Here is a 19,878-nt window from a genome sequence, read left to right as displayed (position 1 = left end):
AAAAACATGGAACTGTATATTGTACGCCTGAATGCTGCAGAAAATGCCGCAAAACTCGAACGAATCCGCTGAAAACGAAAAAAGCAAGAGAATTTTTCACCTCTGGCCTGTCAAAGTTCTGATTCTTCTCTTTTGTTTATGGCTTGTCTTTATACTGGCAGGCAAGGTTCTGTGTAAAATCGCCATCGCCCAGATTGCTGAGCTGACTAACACTAAAATTACAACCGAGTCGGTCAATTTTAGTATTAACGGCTCAGTTTTAATCAAGGGGCTTGTAATCAGGCCTGAACAGCGGAAAGAATACGAAGATACAATACTGAAAGCCAAAACTGTATATGCACGTTTTGGCATAGGCAGTCTGTTGTTATTACATCCTCGGTTGAAAAGAATAAGTGTTAAGGATTTTCTCTTCGATGCTCAGCACGATTTGGACACGGACCGGTGGAATATTGCCGCATTTAGAATCAAGCCGCCTAAAGGTGCCGCGGGGGAAATTCCCGTCATTAGACTCAAAAGGGGAACGCTCCAATACAGCAAAGTTTCAAACGGGCGGGTGAAAGCTGTTGCAGCGGTACCTATTGATGCAGGATTTGTCCCGGCCCGAAAAACTCAGGACGGCTGTAGGTTTAATATAACAACAGCTGATAGAGTCGATCGAGGCAAAAGTGTCCTGACCGGATTTTGGAGACCCGGCAGGATTACAATTACCGGCGGAATCTCATCGGCTGATATCCCCGCCTTTGAGAAGGCATGGACAATAAATGCTTTCGACGCCCAATTGAATTACGACCGCAGCGGCGCTTACTCACTGGAGTTCAAAGTAGAAGATTTGCACAGCAGACATACCTTCGCCGGTCCGGCTGCAGAATGCTCCTCTGCTTTTGCTGCTGATAAACGAGTGTTTTTGGGCAAACCCGGTCCCTTTACCGCCCTGCAAAGGTTTTTTAACAGTTACCGGCCATCCGGAACGGCTGCTATTGACCTCCAGGCCCATGGCAATTTAGAGCGACTAAGTGAAAGTGAGTTAGTCGGCAAAGTCTATTGCAAGGATATTTCCATCTGCTACCGCGGCTTTCCTTACGCCATAGAGCGCATGACCGGCCGGATAGACCTTACTGAAAAAGGCGTAGCCTTGAATAACCTGTGCGGCTGGCACGATAATACCGAGGTGGCTTTCAATGGTTGGTCTAAAGATTTTGGCCCGGATTGGAAATACCAAATCCGGATTACAAGTGACAATATGGCTTTAGATAATGACTTGTATGACGCATTAAGTGCGAAGCAGAAGAAATTCTGGTCAGCTTTCTCGCCGGCCGGTCTCGCGGCAATAGATTACAGGCTCAGCCGGCAGTCGCGAACAGACAAAAAAGGAACTTTGACGGCTGAACTGCTCGGCGGCGAAGCTGCATACCGTCAATTTCCTTATCCGTTAAAAAATCTTTCCGGAAAGTTGCTGTTTGCCGACGACAGTGTAATTGTTTCAGATGTAATTTCGCAGGTCAACGATTGCAAAATAACCTTGAATGGCAAAGTAACAGCTTGCAGCGCGGAACAGCCGGTATACGATATCTCAATCGAGGCAAAGGATGTCCCTCTGGATTCGACACTGTTTTCCAGCCTGTCGGAGGAAAAAAGTAGTTTTTACAACAGGCTTGATATGGATGGTATGGCCGATGCCGACATAAAGATTTTTACACCCGAACTTGTCGAAGCCGGACAGGATTTCGGCCCGACGAATTTCATCGCCGATGTCTCTCTTAAAAAAGCTTCTTTGTCCTGTGGATTTCTTGTTGGGAAAGCAGGCGGTTTTCCTCTGGTTATCTCTGGCATATCAGCGAAAACTATCATTACGTCTGATTTGATACAAATTGAAGATTTCACGGGCCGTTATAACCAGACTTCAGTTTCACTTGCCGGCCGAATCCGGCCAGGCGACGAAGCCAGCAAGCTATCCTATAGCTTGTTACTGCACGCCGAACAGATGGAGCTAAACGATGAGTTAATTTCTTTGATGCCGCAGCAGCTGAGAAAAATCATCTCCGAGCTGCAGCCGCAGGGAAAGGTGGACCTCACTGCCGATTTGAACAAAGCCGACAGCAATAGCAGCCCCGACTATAAGGTAACTGTAGATTGTTCTGGTAACAGCATTAACTTTGAGCCCGTAAACAATATCACTGGCAGGCTGACGATAACAAAGAACGTTATCACGCTGGAGGATATTGCCGCCACCGCCGTTCTCACTTCTGATAATACTCTGATGACGCCGGACATATCGACCGTAAAAATTAACGGTCGAATAACGCTGGCGGATGATGCCTTCAGCAACCGGCTTAAGATTTCAGCCGGTAACATCTCTTTTGCCGTAGATAGTCTCAAGGTTAAAGGCAAGTCCTTAACAGGGCTGAAGCTGGATACCAGCTACGACCCCGGCCGGAAAAGCTGGATAGCTGAAGATCTTGTTGCTGATTGTTACGGCGGCAAATTGGCGGGTAAATTCGAATTGAAACGCTCGGAAGAGGCAGATTTGGAATACCTGTTCCAGGCAGGCTTTGAAAATGTTGATTTGAAACAATTTCTTCTGGACACAAATTTCGAAGAAAAAGCTTCTGGCAGCGACCATACCAGCGGGAAAATGAGCGGTTTATTGAGTGTCGCCGGTCGGACCGGTGAAAGCTTGCCTTATATCGGCCGGTGCCGTCTCCTGATAACCGATATGCATGTCGGAACGCTGTCGCCGTTGGCAAAGCTGTTGTATGTATTAAAACTGACAGAGCCGGAAGATTTTGCCTTCAGGCAGATGGTTGTCGATTCATATATTAAGCACAATAGTCTCTTTTTTGAGCAGTTCGATTTATCCGGCAAAGCGGTTGCTTTTAACGGCTCAGGGTTGATAGACCTGCAAAGCTATGATGCTGACCTGATTCTTTTTGCACGGGGCCGCCGTCTTGCCACTGCTGAGCCTTCTATTTTACAGTCTCTGACTGAAGGACTCGGTCGCGCTGTTGTCCGAATGGAAGTCACCGGAAATGTTTATGACCCAAGTGTAACAACCACGCCTTTGCCTGTCTTGGAGGAGGCGGTGAACGTTTTTGTCGCGCCGCGCCGCCGTTAAAAATAAGCGGGATGGTCTTATCGTGCGCCTTATAAGACTAACGAAGCTGTATTTGCAGTAGTCGGCTAATTAGAATGCTGATTATTCCAGTTCGGTTATTTGAGTAAATCGTATCAGGGCGCCTTTGGTTTGCGGATGCGGCTCAACTGTCCCGATCAGTCCGACCTTTCGACCCTCAAATTTGCTTAAATCTATCTGTGATGCTGAACCTTCCGGCAAAGCGTAACAAATCGTTTGTCCGGAATCGTCGATTATACGGTAGTGTTTCAGCGATTCCTCAGAACCGTAAATTTTTGAAGTTCGAAATTGTCCTACTACTGTAAATTCTCCAAGTTCCGGAACTTTCGCTAACTCTGCGTCGCGGGCATTTTCTATTTGTTCACTCGTCTGCTGTAATTGTGAATCCTGAGACTGGACTTCCTTGTCCACTGCCACAGCCAGTTCGCAGCGCTCTATCTGCTTAAGCGCAAACTCCGCGTATTTTGCGGCCTTGCCGGCCTCTTTATTACCGGCTAGCTCAGTCATCGCTTTCTTAACCTCCGTATAATTCTGTTGGGCTATCGGCTTGGTCTGCTCGGCCTTGATTTGATCTGCCAGCGCGTAATACTCCTTTAGTTTTTGAGACTCGATTGGAGTAACAGAGGGAACAACCGCGACAGTATTAGCTTCGAGTTCGGTTTCTGCTTCGGCCTCCATTTTTGCTTCTTCGGGCTCGGTATTTGGTTTAACAATAACCTCAACCTCGCCGACAGCTCCGATAGGTTTGGTATACTGAGTAAGCACCCAAAGGTAGGCGCCGGTCGGCGGAGCAATTTTATAATAATCGTCCATCTCCTCGCCCATCAGCTCTACTTTATCGCCCTTGTTGAGTTCCAGCTGAACGGTCGTGGAGTGCATCGGTTTGAGCATGTCAGAGCCGGCATAGACGCGAACGGCACTGCCTGTAACTACACCCGTGCCGGAATTATCCGGCTCAACGCTAACGTACTGTTTTGAAATCCAGGAAAAAGTGCTGACCGGCGGAACTATGTGAGACCAGCTGTATTTGCTGGCGACTACCTTTACTCTGTCGCCGGTGTTAAGCTTGCCGCAGGGGTAGTAATTCGTACCAGGCCCGGAGCGAATATTGACATTATCCTCGGTTATCTCGGCAACGTAGGGGAAAGACAGCTCATTGATCTCCGGCTCATCGGTTGAAACAGACTCCTGAGGCGGATTAACGGTTTCCTGGGCAAAACAGGCAGATGGCAAGCTTATTAGGCAAACTAAAATAACGAGATAAATAAATTTGGTATGAGATTGCATTTTTCAGTCTCCCAAAAAAGTCCTTTTCTTAAAATAACTTAAACTATCCTATGGGCCTCAAATTAGCACCAGTCTCGGCTGTTGTCAACTTTTTTCTCGTTCAAATATCGCTCCGAATCACTATGGCCGATAGCAGGTAGGAAAATGGTGATAAACGCCTGTTCTATTTTTTTTGCAACTTGGCGAGCTCGTCGTTGCACATTTTAACCTGGCCGCTGTCGGACAGCTTTTGGGCTGCGGACTGCAGGTGCTTTATTGCCAGTTCTGGCTTCTGGAGATAGCGTGAATACAATATGCCCAGCATCAGCTCCACTTGCTCAACGTATTCGTAGTTGCTGTAGCGAGTTAAAAACTTTTCGTAGGCCTGTGCCGATTCAGCGTGTTTGCTCTCGCTGGTAAGCTGATTGGCAATATCCAGCAGTTGCTGTCTCGGCAGAATCTGCTCATTATCGAGCCCGACAAGCTCAAGATAAGCTTCAGCCGCGGCAGGCAGGTTGTGCTGAAGTATTCGGCCGGCTATTTCATTGCGGAGTTGCCTGGTTTTTTCCTCTTGCTGCTGCTGAGCGGCCGTTTTCTTGACCTCTTTTACATTTATTTCCCTGGCCGTTGTCAGGCCGGTAAAGGGGTCGTACCCCTCTGAGACAACATCGCGATAACGACGACGCTGATTCCATTGTTTTATCATCGACCATAAATCGAAACGACTGCTGCTTATCAAGCCGGTGGCGAGCATAACTAATATAGCTACAATGCCGAAAGCATATCCTGCCAGATGTGCACCGTATGCAATCGCATCAGGTGAGAATCTCGGCTCGACAATATTGTCCCAGACAATCAGCTTAAAGGCGATAAAGTATAATGCTGACAGTTCCATTGTCCCGATGAAGAAAAACCAGTATAAAACGGTGATTAACGTCTGCGGAAACAGAACCAGATAGGCGCCAGTTACAGCAGCCACAGCCCCGCTGGCGCCAAGGACGGGGTTGATATGAAAGAGTGTATGACCAACGCCGGCGAAAACCGCTCCCCCAAGATAAAGGCACAAATAATTGATGTGGCCGAGCTTGTCATTAACATTGTTGCCGAACAGATACAAAAAGAACATATTGCCGGCAATGTGCAGGATACCGCTGTGCAAAAAGGCATAGCTCACAAACTGCCACAAATATGGTCGAAGGGGGGTGAGCATAAATGGCACCGCCCAATCTCGCAGAACCTCCCCTGATCCTGTAATCGCACTTCTATGAGGCTGGTATGTTAGTAAAAAACATATCACGTTGACGATTATCAAGGCGTAATTCGCGTATGGTGTCCGCCATGGCCGAATACTTGTCCGAATGGGTAATATCATAATTTAACTACCAGTTTTAAAATTAAGTTCGAAAGTTGGGTTATTGTAATGGCAAGGAAAGGATGTGACAAGATATAAAAAAAGGACGGCAAAGCCGTCCCACCTGGAAAGATAGTTTATAAGTAATTTTCCCCTCACGGAAAGCATCAGCAGCCCGCACATCCATTTGCACTGCCCGGCTTCCCCCCAGCCGGTACCTTTCACACTAAAAGTATAAATACAAAACGGTGCAGAGCCAAATTTTAGAGCAAAAAAAACCTTTATTTTTTCCTAAAGTGATGTTAATCATTGTGGTTTAATAGAGTTGTGAGTAGTCCGAAATGGATGCCGGAATAATAAAAAAACGTATTAGGACGATTCGTTACCAGCTAAGGAAAAAGCGGATAAAATCCCTTCTCGTAACAAATCCTGCCAACGTCACTTATGCAACCGGCTTTTTAGGGGACGATAGCTCGGCACTGATTACCGATAGAGATGTTTTCCTCTTAACCGACAGCAGGTACACCGAACAGGCGAAGAATGAATGCCCTGCCTGCAGTATAATCGAACGGGATAAACCGATGGTTGAGGCGCTGGTGGAGTTGGCGAAAAAGCGGAAATTAGCACGGACAATAACCGTTGAAAAATACGTTTCTTTTGCTGTCTTCGAAAAGCTGAAAGCAAAAATCGGCGGCAGAGTCAGGACTGTTGCCGGTATCGTCGAAGAGTTGCGCAGCAGTAAAGACGGCAGCGAAATCGCATCAATTAAAAAAGCTGCGCAGATTGCGGCCGAAGCGCTCAGGAAAACTTTGAAATATGTAAGGACGAACGTAACTGAGAACGAATTGGCTGGTGCCCTGGATTTTGAAATTCGCAAAGCCGGTGCGAAAAACAGTTTCGAGACAATCGTCGCCTTTGGCCCGAATGCTTCGCGTCCCCATCATCAGCCGACCTCCAAAAAGCTCAAAAAAAATGATACGGTCCTCATCGATTTCGGCGTCAAATTCAAAGGATATTGCTGCGATATAACCAGATGTTTCATCGTTGGTAGGCCGAATCCGTTTTACAAAAAAGTCTTCACCGCCGTGCGGGAGGCGCAATCCGCCGCTATTAAAATGATAAAGCCCGGCGTCCAAGCAAAAAAGGTCGATGCCGCCGCCAGAGAGGTTGTTCGCAGAAGTGGTTTGCCCGTTTATGGCCACGGCACAGGCCACGGCCTCGGCTTGGAAATCCACGAACAGCCCTCCATTTCACCTAATAGCAAAGCTAAATTACAGCCGGGGATGGTTTTCACGATTGAGCCTGCCGTTTATATCCCGCGCAAACTCGGCGTACGAATTGAAGATGATGTCCTCGTAACCAAAACCGGCTGTAGGATACTGACTAAGACTGCCGGAAACAGCGGAAGCTTTAATCTTTGAGTTAAATCAGGTAAAATTGTTACAGATTCATATTAAAAGCGATCATTGCCGATGAGGGGCAGCGATGCCAGCAATTCAAACAAAGCGATATGACGAATTTGTAAGACCAGTTGCGCCATCGAATTATAAAATGGTGTGGATTGTGGTTTTGGTGGTTGGGCTTTTGCAGGGCTTATATTCGGTTGGGTTTATCGCAAAAACCAGTTTCGTTGTCGAAGGGCACAGGTATTTCTGTTTATTCGACGACGCAATGATTTCCATGCGATATGCGGCCAATTGGGCAGATGGACATGGCTTCGTATGGAACCCAGGCGAGCGGGTGGAAGGCTATACGACTTTTGGATGGACTTTTGTCATGGGGATTTGTCATCTGTTTCGACTGTCCCCAAGCTATACTTGTCTTTTAGTTCAGGTTCTCGGTGTTCCGATTCTGTGGGGATGTTTGATAAGTACGGCTTTGCTTGCTCGGTATTGCAAAGTTCCGCCGGTCTCGGCTTGCTGTGCGATTGTGCTGGCTGGAACTTTTTATAATCTGATTTTCTTCACGCTGTTTGGTATGGAAACGGGACTGCTGACGCTTCTGGTAACCCTTGCGATGGCAGACACTATCAAATACATATCTGAAGGAAGAGGGGGCATCAGGCCGGTTTTGTGGTTTGCGCCGGCAGCGCTGGTTCGTCCGGATGTTCTTGCTGTGATGTTGTTTGTTTTGTTATTTTTCTGGTTTTCAGTAAAAAAGGACCGGTTTCGATTGCTTATAGGTTTGCTTATCGTCGCTTTGGTGGTGGCTGCTCATTTTTTGTGGCGATACCGCTTCTACGGGCAATGGCTGCCTAACACATATTATCTCAAACTTACAGGTTGGTCACTTCCGGATCGGATTGCAGCCGGCATCAAACAAACGTTCTGGACGGTAGCGGTATTCGGCCTGCCTCTTTTGCTCGCCGCTATAGCGGTAATAAAGGACACAAAACGCTGGCATTTTCTGGTTCTCGGCAGTTTCGCTATCGCTGTTGTATATCAGGTATATGTTGGCGGGGATGCCTGGCCTTTGCATCGGTTCGTAATACCGTATAGTCTCGGCCTGTTTGTCTTGGCTGCGGAAGGTATTAACCGTATAGCAATATTACTTATAAATCGCAAAACAGACGCCCCGAAAACAGCCTTTCGTCTTGCTCTGACCGCTTTATGTGTAGTAGCGGTCAATGGTATAAACTGGGATCACTGCCTCTTGCTTGCGAGGCCGCAAACGACCGGTGGTGGTCGAATGGATGTCAGGGCTTTTCTTGCTGTTGAAAAAGTTGCTGACCCCAATGCCAGCGTCGCTGTCCGGCTTGCAGGCGTCTACCCCTATTTCTCCAGACGCTTGTGCTTTGACCTTTTGGGCAAGTGCGACCCTTATATTGCTCATCTGCCTGCCCATTCGGAGATCAGCCGTGCAGGTCACAATAAGTTCGACTATGCTTACTCTTTTGCTGCTCACAAGCCGGACATTGTTCTGCACACAATTACGACCGATGACGTATTTTATCGACACTATCGGCCTATCATCGTCGAAGCCGATGGTACAAAAATGGTCTTATATGTTCGCAAAGACAATCCTGTTTTTGATAAATATAAAACTCCCCCATGGCCTGAGGTTGAAAAGTGTTTCCTGGAGATGCAAAAGCAAACGAGCAGGGATTTTTAAGTCCTCTTCACGCAGGATAGCACACCGCGAAAGATTTCTTTGACTATAACACTCAATAAGATATAATAGACACAGTTCACTAGGGGTGGTCCGCATGTAGGCGGGTCTGAGAAAAAACCCTTGGAACCTGATCAGGATAAAACCTGCGTAGGAAAGTGATAATGACAACACAATTACAATTCGCAAAAGCTGGCAAAGTTACCGATGCAGTTAAATCGGTGGCCCGCGATGAAAATCTCGACGCCGAGCTCCTCCGTAAAGAAATCGCTGCTGGCCGGCTGGTAATACCCGCAAATTCGCTGCATATTAAAACTAATCTCAAGCCGGTCGGCATAGGCAGGGCACTTCGTACCAAGATAAATGCCAATATCGGCACAAGCAGCGTCAGCTCCTCTGTTGAAACCGAAATCGAAAAAATGAAAGTTGCGCTCGTTGCCGGTGCTGATGCGATTATGGATTTGAGCACAGGCGGCGACCTTGATGACACGCGCCAAAAGCTGCTCGCGCAATGCCCCGTCCCCTTCGGCACAGTGCCAATCTATCAGGTCATCCAGGGCAGAAACGTCGAGGACATAAATGAAAAAATAATTTTGCAGGCAATCGAAAAGCAGGCCGCTCAGGGCGTCGATTTTTTCACTATTCATGCAGGCCTGCTGAAAGAGCACCTGCCGCTGCTTGAAACCCGTATCGGCGGCATCGTAAGCCGCGGCGGTGCCCTGTTGGCCAAGTGGATGCTCTATCACAATAAACAAAATCCTCTTTATGAAATGTTTGATGAATTGTGCGCAATAATGGCCCAATACGATATCTGCTTTTCCCTCGGCGACGGCCTTCGCCCCGGCTGCATCGCAGACGCCACCGACAAGGCCCAAATCGCAGAATTAAAAACCATCGGCGAGCTTACCGCAAGGGCGCAGAAAGCCGGCTGTCAGGTTATGGTCGAAGGCCCAGGCCATGTCCCCTTTGACCAGATTCAATACAATATGGAACTCGAGCGCAAGCTTTGCAATGACGCTCCATTCTATGTCCTCGGCCCGCTTGTAACCGATATCGCCCCCGGCTATGACCACATCACTTCCGCAATCGGCGGGACCGCCGCCGCCTTTTATGGCGCATCGTTTCTTTGCTATGTCACTCCCAGAGAGCACCTCGGCCTGCCTAATGTCGATGATGTTCGCGCAGGCGTCATCGCCTCGAAAATCGCCGCCCACGCCGCCGACATCGCCAGAGGCCTAAAAGGCGCTGCCGAGCGCGACAAGAATTTGAGCGCTGCCAGATTTAACCTCGACTGGGAAACTCATATTGCCGAATCCATCGACCCCCAGACAGCCGGCCGAATGCACGACCAGGCCTGCAAGGAAACCGGCGAAGGTAAACTGCCGTCCGCCGATTACTGCTCGATGTGCGGAAGGCAGTGGTGCAGCGTCAGAATAAATAAGGAAATCCGAGACTCAATAAAAGGTTAGCCCCGTCATCTTGATGACTGGGTTCTCTATAATATTTAGCCTCTCGGTTTGCCGATGGGTTACCCGGCCTGATAAATCACCTTCCGGTCGCCATACTTTCCAAAAACACCTTATTATCCGGATACTTCTTAAGCAGTTTTAACATCGCATCGATACCGTCACGGTTGCTGTAACCCGACAGCACCCGCCGCAGCGTCACCAGCCCCCGCATATCGTCCTCATCGTAGAGCACCGCTTCCTTCCGTGTTCCGCTCGCAGCTATGTCAATCGCCGGAAATATCCTCGCCTCCGCCAGTTCTCTGTTCAAAATAATCTCACTGTTGCCCGTTCCTTTGAACTCTTCGAAGATAAGCTGGTCCATCCGCGAACCCGTATCTATCAGACAGGTAGCTATGACCGTAAGCGAGCCTCCGTTTTCAATATTGCGCGCCAGCCCGAACAATCGCCTCGGCACTTCCATAACCCCGGACTCCAGCCCGCCGCTCATCGTATGACCACGCGGTCCCTTTCGGCCGACCTGATTATTGAACGCCCTCGCCACGCGCGTCAGGCTGTCTATCAGCAAAACAACCTCTCTGCCGCACTCCAGTTCTATTTGCACATGCGCAAGGATAAACTCGATTAATTCGATATGTTGGGCCGTCTTGTTATCAATCGTGCTCGCTGCCACCTGCGCACCCGGTACCGCCCTGCGAAAAACAGTCACTTCCTCCGGCCGCTCATCCACCAGCAATACGATTGTTTTCGTCTGCGGACTGCACTGCCTGATTGCCTGCACCAGTTGTTCCAAAAGGACCGTCTTTCCTGCCTTCGGCGGAGATACTATCAACTGGCGCGTCCCCTTGCCTATCGGAGATATAAGGTCCACAATTCGCATGCTCTCCTGACCGCATCCGCCGAGGTCGAATCGCTCCTCCGGATTGATAGCTACAAGGTCGCCGAATCGCGGCCTGCCCGCGAAATCCTCCGGCTTCATCCCGCCTATCGATTCTATCGATACCAGCGTTACCTTGTCTTTCTTCCGCTCGACCTCGCCGACGACTTCAGCCCCTTCGATTAGGCGAAAACGCCGGACCAGTTCAGCCGCGACAATGACCTCAGCCGCACTGCGCTGATAGGGCCGCTCCAGCGTCCTGACAGCATACTGGTTTCCATTGATTCGTTTAGCTACCCCGCTGATAACATCGACAGACAAAATCCACCTCTGAATTTAAACTTTAATAATGGTAATTCACAAGACACCCGCATCATAACAGCTATCGAAGCAATTGAACAGCATCGAATGATTTTCGTTTAGCCGTCGCCGGCACGGCGACGGTGGTTAGCCCCGTCATCTTTTATCTCGCCGTAGCATTGGCAAAGGCGGATGATGACGGGGTTCGGTTAGCCCTGCCATCACTATGGCAGGGTTTATTGTCGGGGGTCGGTCATTGCGAACCCCGCGTCTTGCTGTCGCAAGACAGCAGCGGGGTGCAGCAATCTCAAAATATTTAGCCCCGCAATTTATTGCGCGGGTTACAGAGCCGCGCACGTAAGTAAGCGGTAAATTCCCTGCGAATTATCCTTTGAGAAATTTTGAAATTTTGTTAATCAGCTTTTCATGTTTTTTGATTTGACATTCCCAGACAACCAAAACTTTCCAGCCGAGTCGTTTGATATTTCGGTTGTCTATTGCCTGTTTCCTGCTACAATATTGCAGGTAAAAGGATTTTATAAATGGCATATAAAAGCATAATTTCTTATTCCGATATCGTAAAGCGAGAAGATATTATGCTCCAACGAGGAATGAACTTCCGAATCAAACACGGATACTCAATAATCCTAATGAGTGTAAGACGTGGTGCTCCATATAAAGACCGCTGGCATCCTGACACTGGCCTTCTCGAATATGAAGGACACGATGAACCAAAACAGACAGGCACCGACCCTAAGAAGAAAGACCAACCACTTAAAACATCTTCTGGTAATTTAACAGAAAATGGAAAATTTTTCCAAGCAGTTACTGGCTATAAAGATGGGAAACGAAAACCAGAATTAGTCCAAGTGTATGAAAAAATCTCAGTGGGCGTATGGTGTGATAGAGGAGGATATGAACTGATTGATGCTAAAGTTTTATCCGATGGCGGCCGAAAAGTTTGCAGATTTTTCCTAAGACCTGCAAAAGCTCCTTCTAAAAGCGAACCGTTTCTTAAAGTAACTCGTGCTATTCCGACACAGGTTAAAGTCGAGGTTTGGAAACGCGACCAAGGAAAGTGTGTTATTTGTGGTTGTAAAGATAATCTTCATTTCGATCACGAATTACCTTATTCAAAAGGCGGAAGTAGCATAACTGCTAAAAATGTTAGACTACTTTGCGCAAGACACAATTTAGCGAAATCTAATAAGATCATGTCTTTCGCTCCTTGGATTACTGTTCTTGTAGGGTAAGTTGTGTGTTTATCTCCTTTATAATTTCCTCGTAATATGTGGCAATATTTTTTGCTTCTTCGGCATCCGAACATTCTTCGATAATACAATATTCTTCAGTGTGACCAGTTTCCATATACTCTGCTGTGTATAACCAAATTTTTTGTCTTTCCCGCAGACCGTCAATAATTTGCCCAACCATCAACCTTGGCAATTTTAACGTAACTATCCTATCCTTTTTGATTCTCATAAATTTTATAATCCAAGTTCGCCATCTTCAATATTTGTAGCAATCGCAAGGGCAAGAGCATTCTTTAGTACAAAACTTCCATAATTTTGAACAATTGCGACCAATGTTTCAGCGCCCTGTATTGTCCAATCTCCGTCTACGCAAAGCAAATCTACGAGTTTATTCCAATCAATTTCATTATTTGTACCGGTCGCCTTTTCAACATAATATTGGTATTCAGCCCGAATCAATTTTGTACTAATATTTTTCATTCGAAATCCTTTCATTGATTATGTTAAGAGGTGCTACTTATAAATCGACTACCTAAAGGTAGCAATCTGGAGAATTTGTGGATAGTGCTGGAGTTTTTACGGGCATTGCAAAGAAATCAATCAAAAGCGCAGGTAGGTAAACAGTAAAATCGGAAAATCTTAAAAATTTTTACTCCTTTTCCTACATCGAGTTACGAGGGCCGAGACACGAGCGACGGCTATAATTTTCGCATCAATCGCGCAAGTTCCACCAATTATAGAGGCAGACGCTTCGTCGCCCCCGTCGTTTTACTTCGCAAAAGCGAAGTAGCGGGGGGGGAAAGTCTTTGTCGAAACAAAAACCCTTAAAGGAATTACCAATGAGCGGTTACCAATAACCAATTAATACTATTTACAATTTACTTCTCTGTGTTCTCTGTGGCTAAAACTGCGGACACGGAGATTTTCTATTTATAGCGGAAAAATCAATCAAAATGAATAAATTATGCAAAACGAACCCAATTTTTGAAATGCCTGAAATGCTTGTAACTTTAGTAAATACCGTGACTAACAACTACGAACCACGAACTACCAACTCGAAAAAACAAACCCAAACAAAGCCAATTTTACTCAGCCTTATGGCGGGTAAAATTGCCCTGAGCTTGTCGAAGGGCCTGTTATGACTAATCAAGTTTTCATAGAGTCGAGTTCGAGGATGGCGACGGGTGCGAAGATAAAGACGGGCAGCCAGGCCCAGAACTCGGGGATTACCCTATCGAAAATGGCCTCGACGGCAAGCATCTTGCAGATAAAGACCGTGACGAAACACGCTGATGTTGTAGCAAAGCTAATCATAATGGCTGACTTCATCGCCTTCGGGTCTCGGCAGACCAGAATCGGCAGGCTTATCATAAGCATCACAAGACTAATAATCGGGTCGGTAATACGAAAGTGCTTCTGACTGTAAAGCTGGGCGAGGTCTTTGACTTTTGTCCTTTGGGCCGCGAGAAGGGACAGCTGATGCGAGCTAAGCAGGGTTATATGCCGGGACCTGCGCATTACGGGGATATCTTTCGGAGTGATGCTGCTGGCGTAAGAGGCGATTGGCTTGGCGCCGATTTCGGAGCCTTTTTCGATAATCAGGCCGTTAATGAAATCCCACTTTTCGGTTTGGGGATTGTAAACCGCCTTGTCTGCGGATATCCGGCCGGTCACCTCCCAAACGGCGGAGTCGGCCTTCTTGCTGCGCAGGATGATAGTCGGCCTGTTCATCGTTGACGTTTTTACATAGAATTCTTCGGTGCAAATTAGTGAGCCGTTGTCGTCGTCGATAAACCATACATCGTATTTTTCCCGGCCCGGCAGGGCGTCCTGGCCGCGAACGAGCTTGTCGCTGAGGGGCGGGATTAAAAGTTCCTGGTCTATTACGAGCAGGCCGGTCAGCAGGAACGAGAGAATCACTATCGGCATAATCACGCGCTTCAAACTGACTCCCGAAGCCATCACGGCCACTAACTCGTTAAAGCGTATCATTTTGCCCAGCGAAAACGCGGCTGCGACAACGGTTATCATCCCGGCAAAATCACGAAAGTAAAGCAGACTGTGCAGGGCGTAAAAGCTGAGTACATTTCCGACTACCGCAAAGAAGCCGAGGTTGGCGTGCTCGGTAAATTCATCCAGGTTCACGAACAAATCGATAATTATTCGCAGGCCCATCAGCACGCAAAAGGCAATTATGTAGCCAATCAGAAAGTTCTTAGCGACGTATTTATCCAACAGTTTCATATTAATCTCGAATACTGTATTGTTTAATTTCTCAACAGCTTTCGGTACATTATCACGGCGACCACGGACAAAAAAATCACTGAAGCCCACATCAGCACTATGCCGGAGCTTACCTGTGTATAGGGGTTCTTGGTAATATTTTTGCCCATCATTATGCAAACTATCAGCACCACAGCAGGCAGTGAGCTTGCCCCAAAGGCGCTGAGGAGGTGTCCGCCTTTGAGGATGATACCCAAGCCGATACCAATCATCATCAGCGCCACACAGCCAATTCCGAATACCAGCCTGGAATGCAGCTCAGCCCTTATATCGGCCAATGTCCCCTGTATTTTTCTTTGAAGCCTGTTTTGCAGGGCATCCAGTTCGCTGCTCGGTCCATTCGGCAGCGCTGCTTTAATCGAATCGCGACTGACGGTTTTCAGGACATCGGCGGATACGAATTTGTCTGTTACGGTTTTTGGGAGAACCAGACCGCGAATGATAACACGCTGAGCCAAACCTTCGGAACCATCCACCAGCTGCCACGTCGGGCTGCGGATGTCCATTGTCAGGGTCGGTGCAAGTTTATCGCCTTCGATATGCAGTGAAGCCGTCGCACATCGAAGGGTCCGCAAAACTTTTTTGCTGAACGCATCGTGTTCAATGACCACGACTTTGCCGGACAACTGCACTTGTTCTTCGCCAATGACTTTGCATTGGTCTGCGGTGAACTCGACTAATTTCTCGCCGCTATGCAGCTTATAGAAACTGTTGGTATCTTCAGCAGTCTCTAAAGACGGGGAATTGCCTTCGGAAGCGACGGATATCTTTTTGGTAATGTCGTCAGCCAGCAGCTCTACGGTAAGTTGTGCGTAAGTATCGATGGCCAATTTCGCAATGGGGTCAAAGCTCATCAGGTCAAGGCGAATCTTCTTCATCTCGTCAATCTTTTTAAACTTTATGTCGTCGCCCATCAGTGGAGGAAACGGCATCGTCAGCGGCACCCGTTCGGCAGAGAAGGGCGACTCGCCTTCAAGACCCATTTGGTATGTGTTATAAGCCGTTATCCGTACTTCATTAAACCTCTCATGCGGGTCGAAGCTGAGTTCAGCCCTTTCGGCGGCGATGATTTTTTCTATTCTGGAATCTTTCGCCCCGACAACAATCACGCCTGAAAGCGTATTGTTCCACGAGTTGGCCAGGTCGGCGTAGATTCGGTAGCGTCCGTCCGGCGGCAGTTTATAGTAACCGCTGCGCTGGAGGTTTCGGAAGAGTATCTGTTTGGCGTCGGCCTTGAGAGATTTTTCCGCGCGTTGCACAAATGCCGGCATCACGTAGAAACTTAAAACCAGATTTGCAATCGACACAATAATCGCGAGAACCAGGCCTGGATAAACCAGAGTCAACAGGCTTACTCCGCCAGCTTTGCAGGCATCGAGTTCATTGTCACTGGCAAACCGTCCGTAAACCAGAGTCGCCGCAAATAGAGCAGCCATCGGCAATACGAAGGTCAGAGTAACGGGGAGAAAGTAGCCCATAAGGTGGACCACCTGCCGAGGTCCCACGCCGTATTCCTGAATCGGCCGCAGGACACTGCCGAGGCTAAGCATCAGCGTTAGGGCCACCGCCGACGGAACAAAAACCTTCAGAAGCTCACGAAATATATACCTGTGCAGTGTAAAAACCATCTTTTAGCAATCATTACTTATTCGCCGGTATTTTGTCATCCAGTTCCTCATTCTCAATAATAAAGAGCACTTTGCAACAAAATTCTCTAACCGCCGGTCAGTAAAGCTTTTTCCGCTAAATCCGTTTCGAGAAAAGGCCGATTGATTTTCTGTTTGCGTTAAAAGCAGATGAGCCCTATAATAACAGTTTGCGCTCGCGAAATCAGCCTAAAAGTATTAATTCAGGAGTGGTAAATGCTCAAGAATATAAGCCATAAATGCTTATGTGCTATTGTGCTGTTATGCATTTGTGCAGTTTCCCGGGCTGATACAGTCGTCCTAAAAGAAGGCCAAAGCCTAACCGGTGATATCCTTGCGGAAAAAGAAAACCAGCTGATAATAGATGTCGGAGCGGCCGTCCTTGCTATCCCGAAGGAAAAAATACTCGAATACCAATACTCGAATGCACTCAAGGCAGGGGATATCGATGTCAGCGGTTTGGATGTTAATGCCGGTGAACCGCAGCCCCGGGGCGATGGGAGCAGCCGATTGTATCACACCGCAAATCTGAAAAAAACAACCATCGAAAAATGCGTGGAAGCGTTCTCTGAAGCCGTCGTAACGGTCTCAAGCCCGGTTGGGATGGGCTCAGGTTTCTTTATCAATGAAGACGGATACCTGATAACCAATTATCACGTAATAGAAAAAGAGACAAAAATCGAAGTTGCTATGTTCCGAAAAATAAAGGGCGGCTTCGAGAAAAAGCCTTTCAAGAATATCAAAATAGAAGCAATTAATCCCTTTGTTGATCTCGCGTTATTAAAAGTCGAAGACCTTGGGGACATAAAGGTCAGATACGCATATCTTGGTGATATCGATAAAGTCAAGGTTGGCGAAAGGGTCTTCACGATCGGTAATCCGCTCGGTCTGGAGCGAACCGTCACCGACGGCGTCATCAGTACAGTAAACAGACCGTTCGAGGGCCTTGTTTATATCCAGACTAATGCTGATATTAATCCGGGTAATTCCGGTGGGCCGTTATTTAATCTCGCGGGCGAGGTCATCGGTGTCACCAATATGGGATATATATTCTTTGGCGGATTGGGTTTTGCCATACCGGTCGATTACGTAAAGCATTTCATAGATAACCGCGACGCCTTCGTATATGACAAGGACAATCCCAACACCGGCTTCAAATACATTCAGCCGGACCGAAGACGCAATAAAGCCGAGCCGAGATTTTTCGACCAGCCCGGACAAAATTCTGAAAAACAACAGTCCCCCAATACAGTCGAAGGCAAAGCTGACTCTCATCAATAATGAAGCGCATCTCGAATGAAACTTGAGATTATCGAAAGGTCTAAAGGTGAAATATGTCCCCAGGAACAGATAATAGTCGCATAAGGCGGAAATTCAATTGTGCCCTAATGGTTTTTTGCTGTTTTGTCCTCGGATTTTTGAATATTCCTGCTTCTGCCAAGTCCAAAGCCAAGGTACTGCCAAAGACAGCCAAGCTGCTTCCTCCAGAAACTATGCTGCTAATGGATATAGACGACTTTCAACAGTTAAAAACCCAATTTGAAAAAACCAGCTTTTATAAGTTTTACGCAGATCCGGCAATGGCAGCTTTTGTCGAAGACGCCAAGGTGAAATGGCACGAAAAAATCCAGAAATTAGATGACAACGACATCTTTAAGGCGCTTTTAAGTACGGATATATGGCCGGAGGGCAGAGTTGCCGCCGCTTTAGTGCTTAATGAACAGAGCAAAGATTTTAATGAGCCGCCTATTGTGATAATAACGCAGTGGGGCGAAGGAATCGATAAGATAAAAGAATCTGTAGACAAAATGCTCAAAAAGAATATCGAAGCCGGCGGACACCAGAAAAAAAGCGAGAAATACCGCGGTGTCCGTATTGAAATAACAATTGACGAAGCCTCTGCGACGCTAAATCACTGCTTTATCGGCGATTCTTTCATAGCCGCTACGGACATTGACATTCTTAAATTTGTCATCGCACATATCAAAGGTTCCGGCAGCCCGACGCTGGCCGATGATGGCGACTACAAAGCTGCCATGAAAACCGTCGGTCCTTATTACGACATCGATTTCTACATAAACATAAAACAAGTCATAAAGACAATGCTCGCCGAAGACCCGGCCGGCGAAGCGCGTAAATGGACGGCCGATCTGGGCATAGATAACGTTGCCGCCCTGGCCTGTTCAGCAGGCGTCGGCAGGAATCCGGGTAATTCAGCTACCACCAAAGTATTTCTCAAAATTAACGGCGCCAAAAAGGGAATTTGCAAGATGCTCGAGGCAGAATCGGCCGGTTACAACCTGCCTCGGTTTATTCCCGCATCGGCCTATTCGGTAACATTTTTCAATTTGAATATCAAAAAGGCATATGATGAGCTGTACAACATTGTCTACAATTTTAATCCCCAGTACGGAATGATGATGCAGATGCTGGATTTGCCGGACAGTCCCGACGGTGAGCCGGGATTGAAATTGAAAACCGATGTTATCAACCACCTCGGCTCGCAGATAGTAATAGCCCGGAGCGTCAACAAGCCATTCTCAAATACAACGCTGCCGACGGAACCTCTTGTAGCTTTGGCCATAGATGACCGCGAGGCAATCGAAAAATCTCTTTCTCTTCTTCACAGCAAAGTTTTAGCTGCGAATAATCCCGATGCAAGGCGTGAGCTTCTCGGCCACACCATTTATCTGTTAGGCCAGTCGGCCATGCCTTTTCTCACACCCGGGAGGACACCGATGCAGACCGGCTCCGGACCAGGCGCTCCGCAAACGCCCACATTGGCTTTTACAGTTAGTGATACTCATCTGATTTTCGCAAGCGAAGCTGCTGTTGAGCGGGCCATCCGCGCTTTGAGCAGCACCGAGACTTTATCAGTCGGCCAGGCAAAGTGGTTTGCTTCCGCCAAACAAGCCATTCCTTCGGCTGTTGGAATAGCGACTTTGGAGGATAACGCAGCGTCGGGCGAACTTTTCTGGTGGATGATAAAGCAAAACAAAGCTGACCAGACTTCAGCTAAATTTTGCCCGGCGGGAGTCAGCGAATTGGTTAATTTCGACCTATTACCATCGTTGGATGCAGTGCGTAAATATCTGGGACAATCCGCTTTTTACGGCATCAGCACGCCGGAAGGTTTCTTTTTCGAATTCAAAGATATCAGCCCGACCGAGTAATGATTGATTATTAAGGGTTGATTTT

The 19,878-nt window shown here is 47.5% G+C and carries 14 protein-coding genes and 1 riboswitch; of the genes, 7 read left to right on the top strand and 7 right to left on the bottom strand.

What is annotated here, in order from left to right; all coding sequences use genetic code 11:
- The first annotated feature begins 31 nt into the window (after positions 1–31).
- Positions 32–3,112, top strand: a complete 3,081-nt coding sequence (locus PHG53_03515; GenBank protein MDD5380693.1) for a hypothetical protein — start codon at positions 32–34, stop codon at positions 3,110–3,112.
- Between the two features lie 81 nt (positions 3,113–3,193).
- On the opposite strand, the gene PHG53_03510 is transcribed toward PHG53_03515, so the two are convergent.
- A complete protein-coding gene (locus PHG53_03510; GenBank protein MDD5380692.1) occupies positions 3,194–4,417 on the bottom strand; it encodes a hypothetical protein in 1,224 nt (407 codons plus the stop codon).
- Between the two features lie 163 nt (positions 4,418–4,580).
- Positions 4,581–5,768, bottom strand: coding sequence for a rhomboid family intramembrane serine protease (locus PHG53_03505; protein ID MDD5380691.1), 1,188 nt, complete (start codon positions 5,766–5,768; stop codon positions 4,581–4,583).
- A 320-nt stretch (positions 5,769–6,088) separates the two neighbouring features.
- Between PHG53_03505 and PHG53_03500 the strand changes: the two genes are divergently transcribed.
- The 3 genes from PHG53_03500 to thiC all read left to right on the top strand — a co-directional run bounded on the left by PHG53_03500 (position 6,089) and on the right by thiC (position 10,324).
- Positions 6,089–7,168, top strand: coding sequence for a Xaa-Pro peptidase family protein (locus tag PHG53_03500; protein ID MDD5380690.1), 1,080 nt, complete (start codon positions 6,089–6,091; stop codon positions 7,166–7,168).
- A gap of 64 nt (positions 7,169–7,232) precedes the next feature.
- Positions 7,233–8,858, top strand: coding sequence for a hypothetical protein (locus PHG53_03495; protein MDD5380689.1), 1,626 nt, complete (start codon positions 7,233–7,235; stop codon positions 8,856–8,858).
- 71 nt (positions 8,859–8,929) lie between these two features.
- Positions 8,930–9,029: riboswitch (TPP riboswitch) on the top strand.
- On the top strand, positions 9,020–10,324 hold the full coding sequence (gene thiC / locus PHG53_03490; GenBank protein MDD5380688.1) for a phosphomethylpyrimidine synthase ThiC: 1,305 nt from the start codon (positions 9,020–9,022) through the stop codon (positions 10,322–10,324). It overlaps the preceding riboswitch by 10 nt.
- A 76-nt stretch (positions 10,325–10,400) precedes the next feature.
- Here the strand turns inward: thiC and rho are convergent, their stop codons facing one another.
- A complete protein-coding gene (rho, locus tag PHG53_03485; protein ID MDD5380687.1) occupies positions 10,401–11,519 on the bottom strand; it encodes a transcription termination factor Rho in 1,119 nt (372 codons plus the stop codon).
- 521 nt (positions 11,520–12,040) lie between these two features.
- On the opposite strand from rho, the gene PHG53_03480 reads away from it, so the two are divergent.
- Positions 12,041–12,751: an HNH endonuclease gene (locus tag PHG53_03480; protein ID MDD5380686.1), complete on the top strand. Its 711-nt coding sequence runs from the start codon at positions 12,041–12,043 to the stop codon at positions 12,749–12,751.
- Here the strand turns inward: PHG53_03480 and PHG53_03475 are convergent.
- The 4 genes from PHG53_03475 to PHG53_03460 form a co-directional block, all read right to left on the bottom strand.
- The gene (locus tag PHG53_03475) at positions 12,732–12,980 is read right to left on the bottom strand and encodes a hypothetical protein (protein MDD5380685.1); all 249 of its coding nucleotides are present in this window, start codon (positions 12,978–12,980) and stop codon (positions 12,732–12,734) included. The genes PHG53_03480 and PHG53_03475 overlap by 20 nt on opposite strands.
- Before the next feature lie 5 nt (positions 12,981–12,985).
- A complete protein-coding gene (locus PHG53_03470) occupies positions 12,986–13,231 on the bottom strand; it encodes a hypothetical protein (GenBank protein ID MDD5380684.1) in 246 nt (81 codons plus the stop codon).
- A gap of 666 nt (positions 13,232–13,897) precedes the next feature.
- Complete coding sequence (locus tag PHG53_03465; GenBank protein ID MDD5380683.1) at positions 13,898–14,995, bottom strand: LptF/LptG family permease; 1,098 nt, start codon at positions 14,993–14,995, stop codon at positions 13,898–13,900.
- Positions 14,996–15,018: 23 nt separating this feature from the next.
- Positions 15,019–16,662: an LptF/LptG family permease gene (locus PHG53_03460; protein ID MDD5380682.1), complete on the bottom strand. Its 1,644-nt coding sequence runs from the start codon at positions 16,660–16,662 to the stop codon at positions 15,019–15,021.
- Between the two features lie 234 nt (positions 16,663–16,896).
- On the opposite strand from PHG53_03460, the gene PHG53_03455 reads away from it, so the two are divergent.
- Both PHG53_03455 and PHG53_03450 read left to right on the top strand, forming a co-directional pair.
- A complete protein-coding gene (locus PHG53_03455) occupies positions 16,897–17,961 on the top strand; it encodes a trypsin-like peptidase domain-containing protein (protein ID MDD5380681.1) in 1,065 nt (354 codons plus the stop codon).
- 53 nt (positions 17,962–18,014) lie between these two features.
- Positions 18,015–19,853, top strand: coding sequence for a hypothetical protein (locus PHG53_03450; GenBank protein MDD5380680.1), 1,839 nt, complete (start codon positions 18,015–18,017; stop codon positions 19,851–19,853).
- The last annotated feature ends 25 nt before the right edge of the window (positions 19,854–19,878 follow it).

Source organism: Phycisphaerae bacterium, from assembly GCA_028714855.1.
In the GTDB taxonomy this organism is placed as follows: domain Bacteria; phylum Planctomycetota; class Phycisphaerae; order Sedimentisphaerales; family Anaerobacaceae; genus CAIYOL01.
Note: the sequence above shows the minus strand (reverse complement) of the source record. Positions and strands in the feature narration are given on the sequence as shown.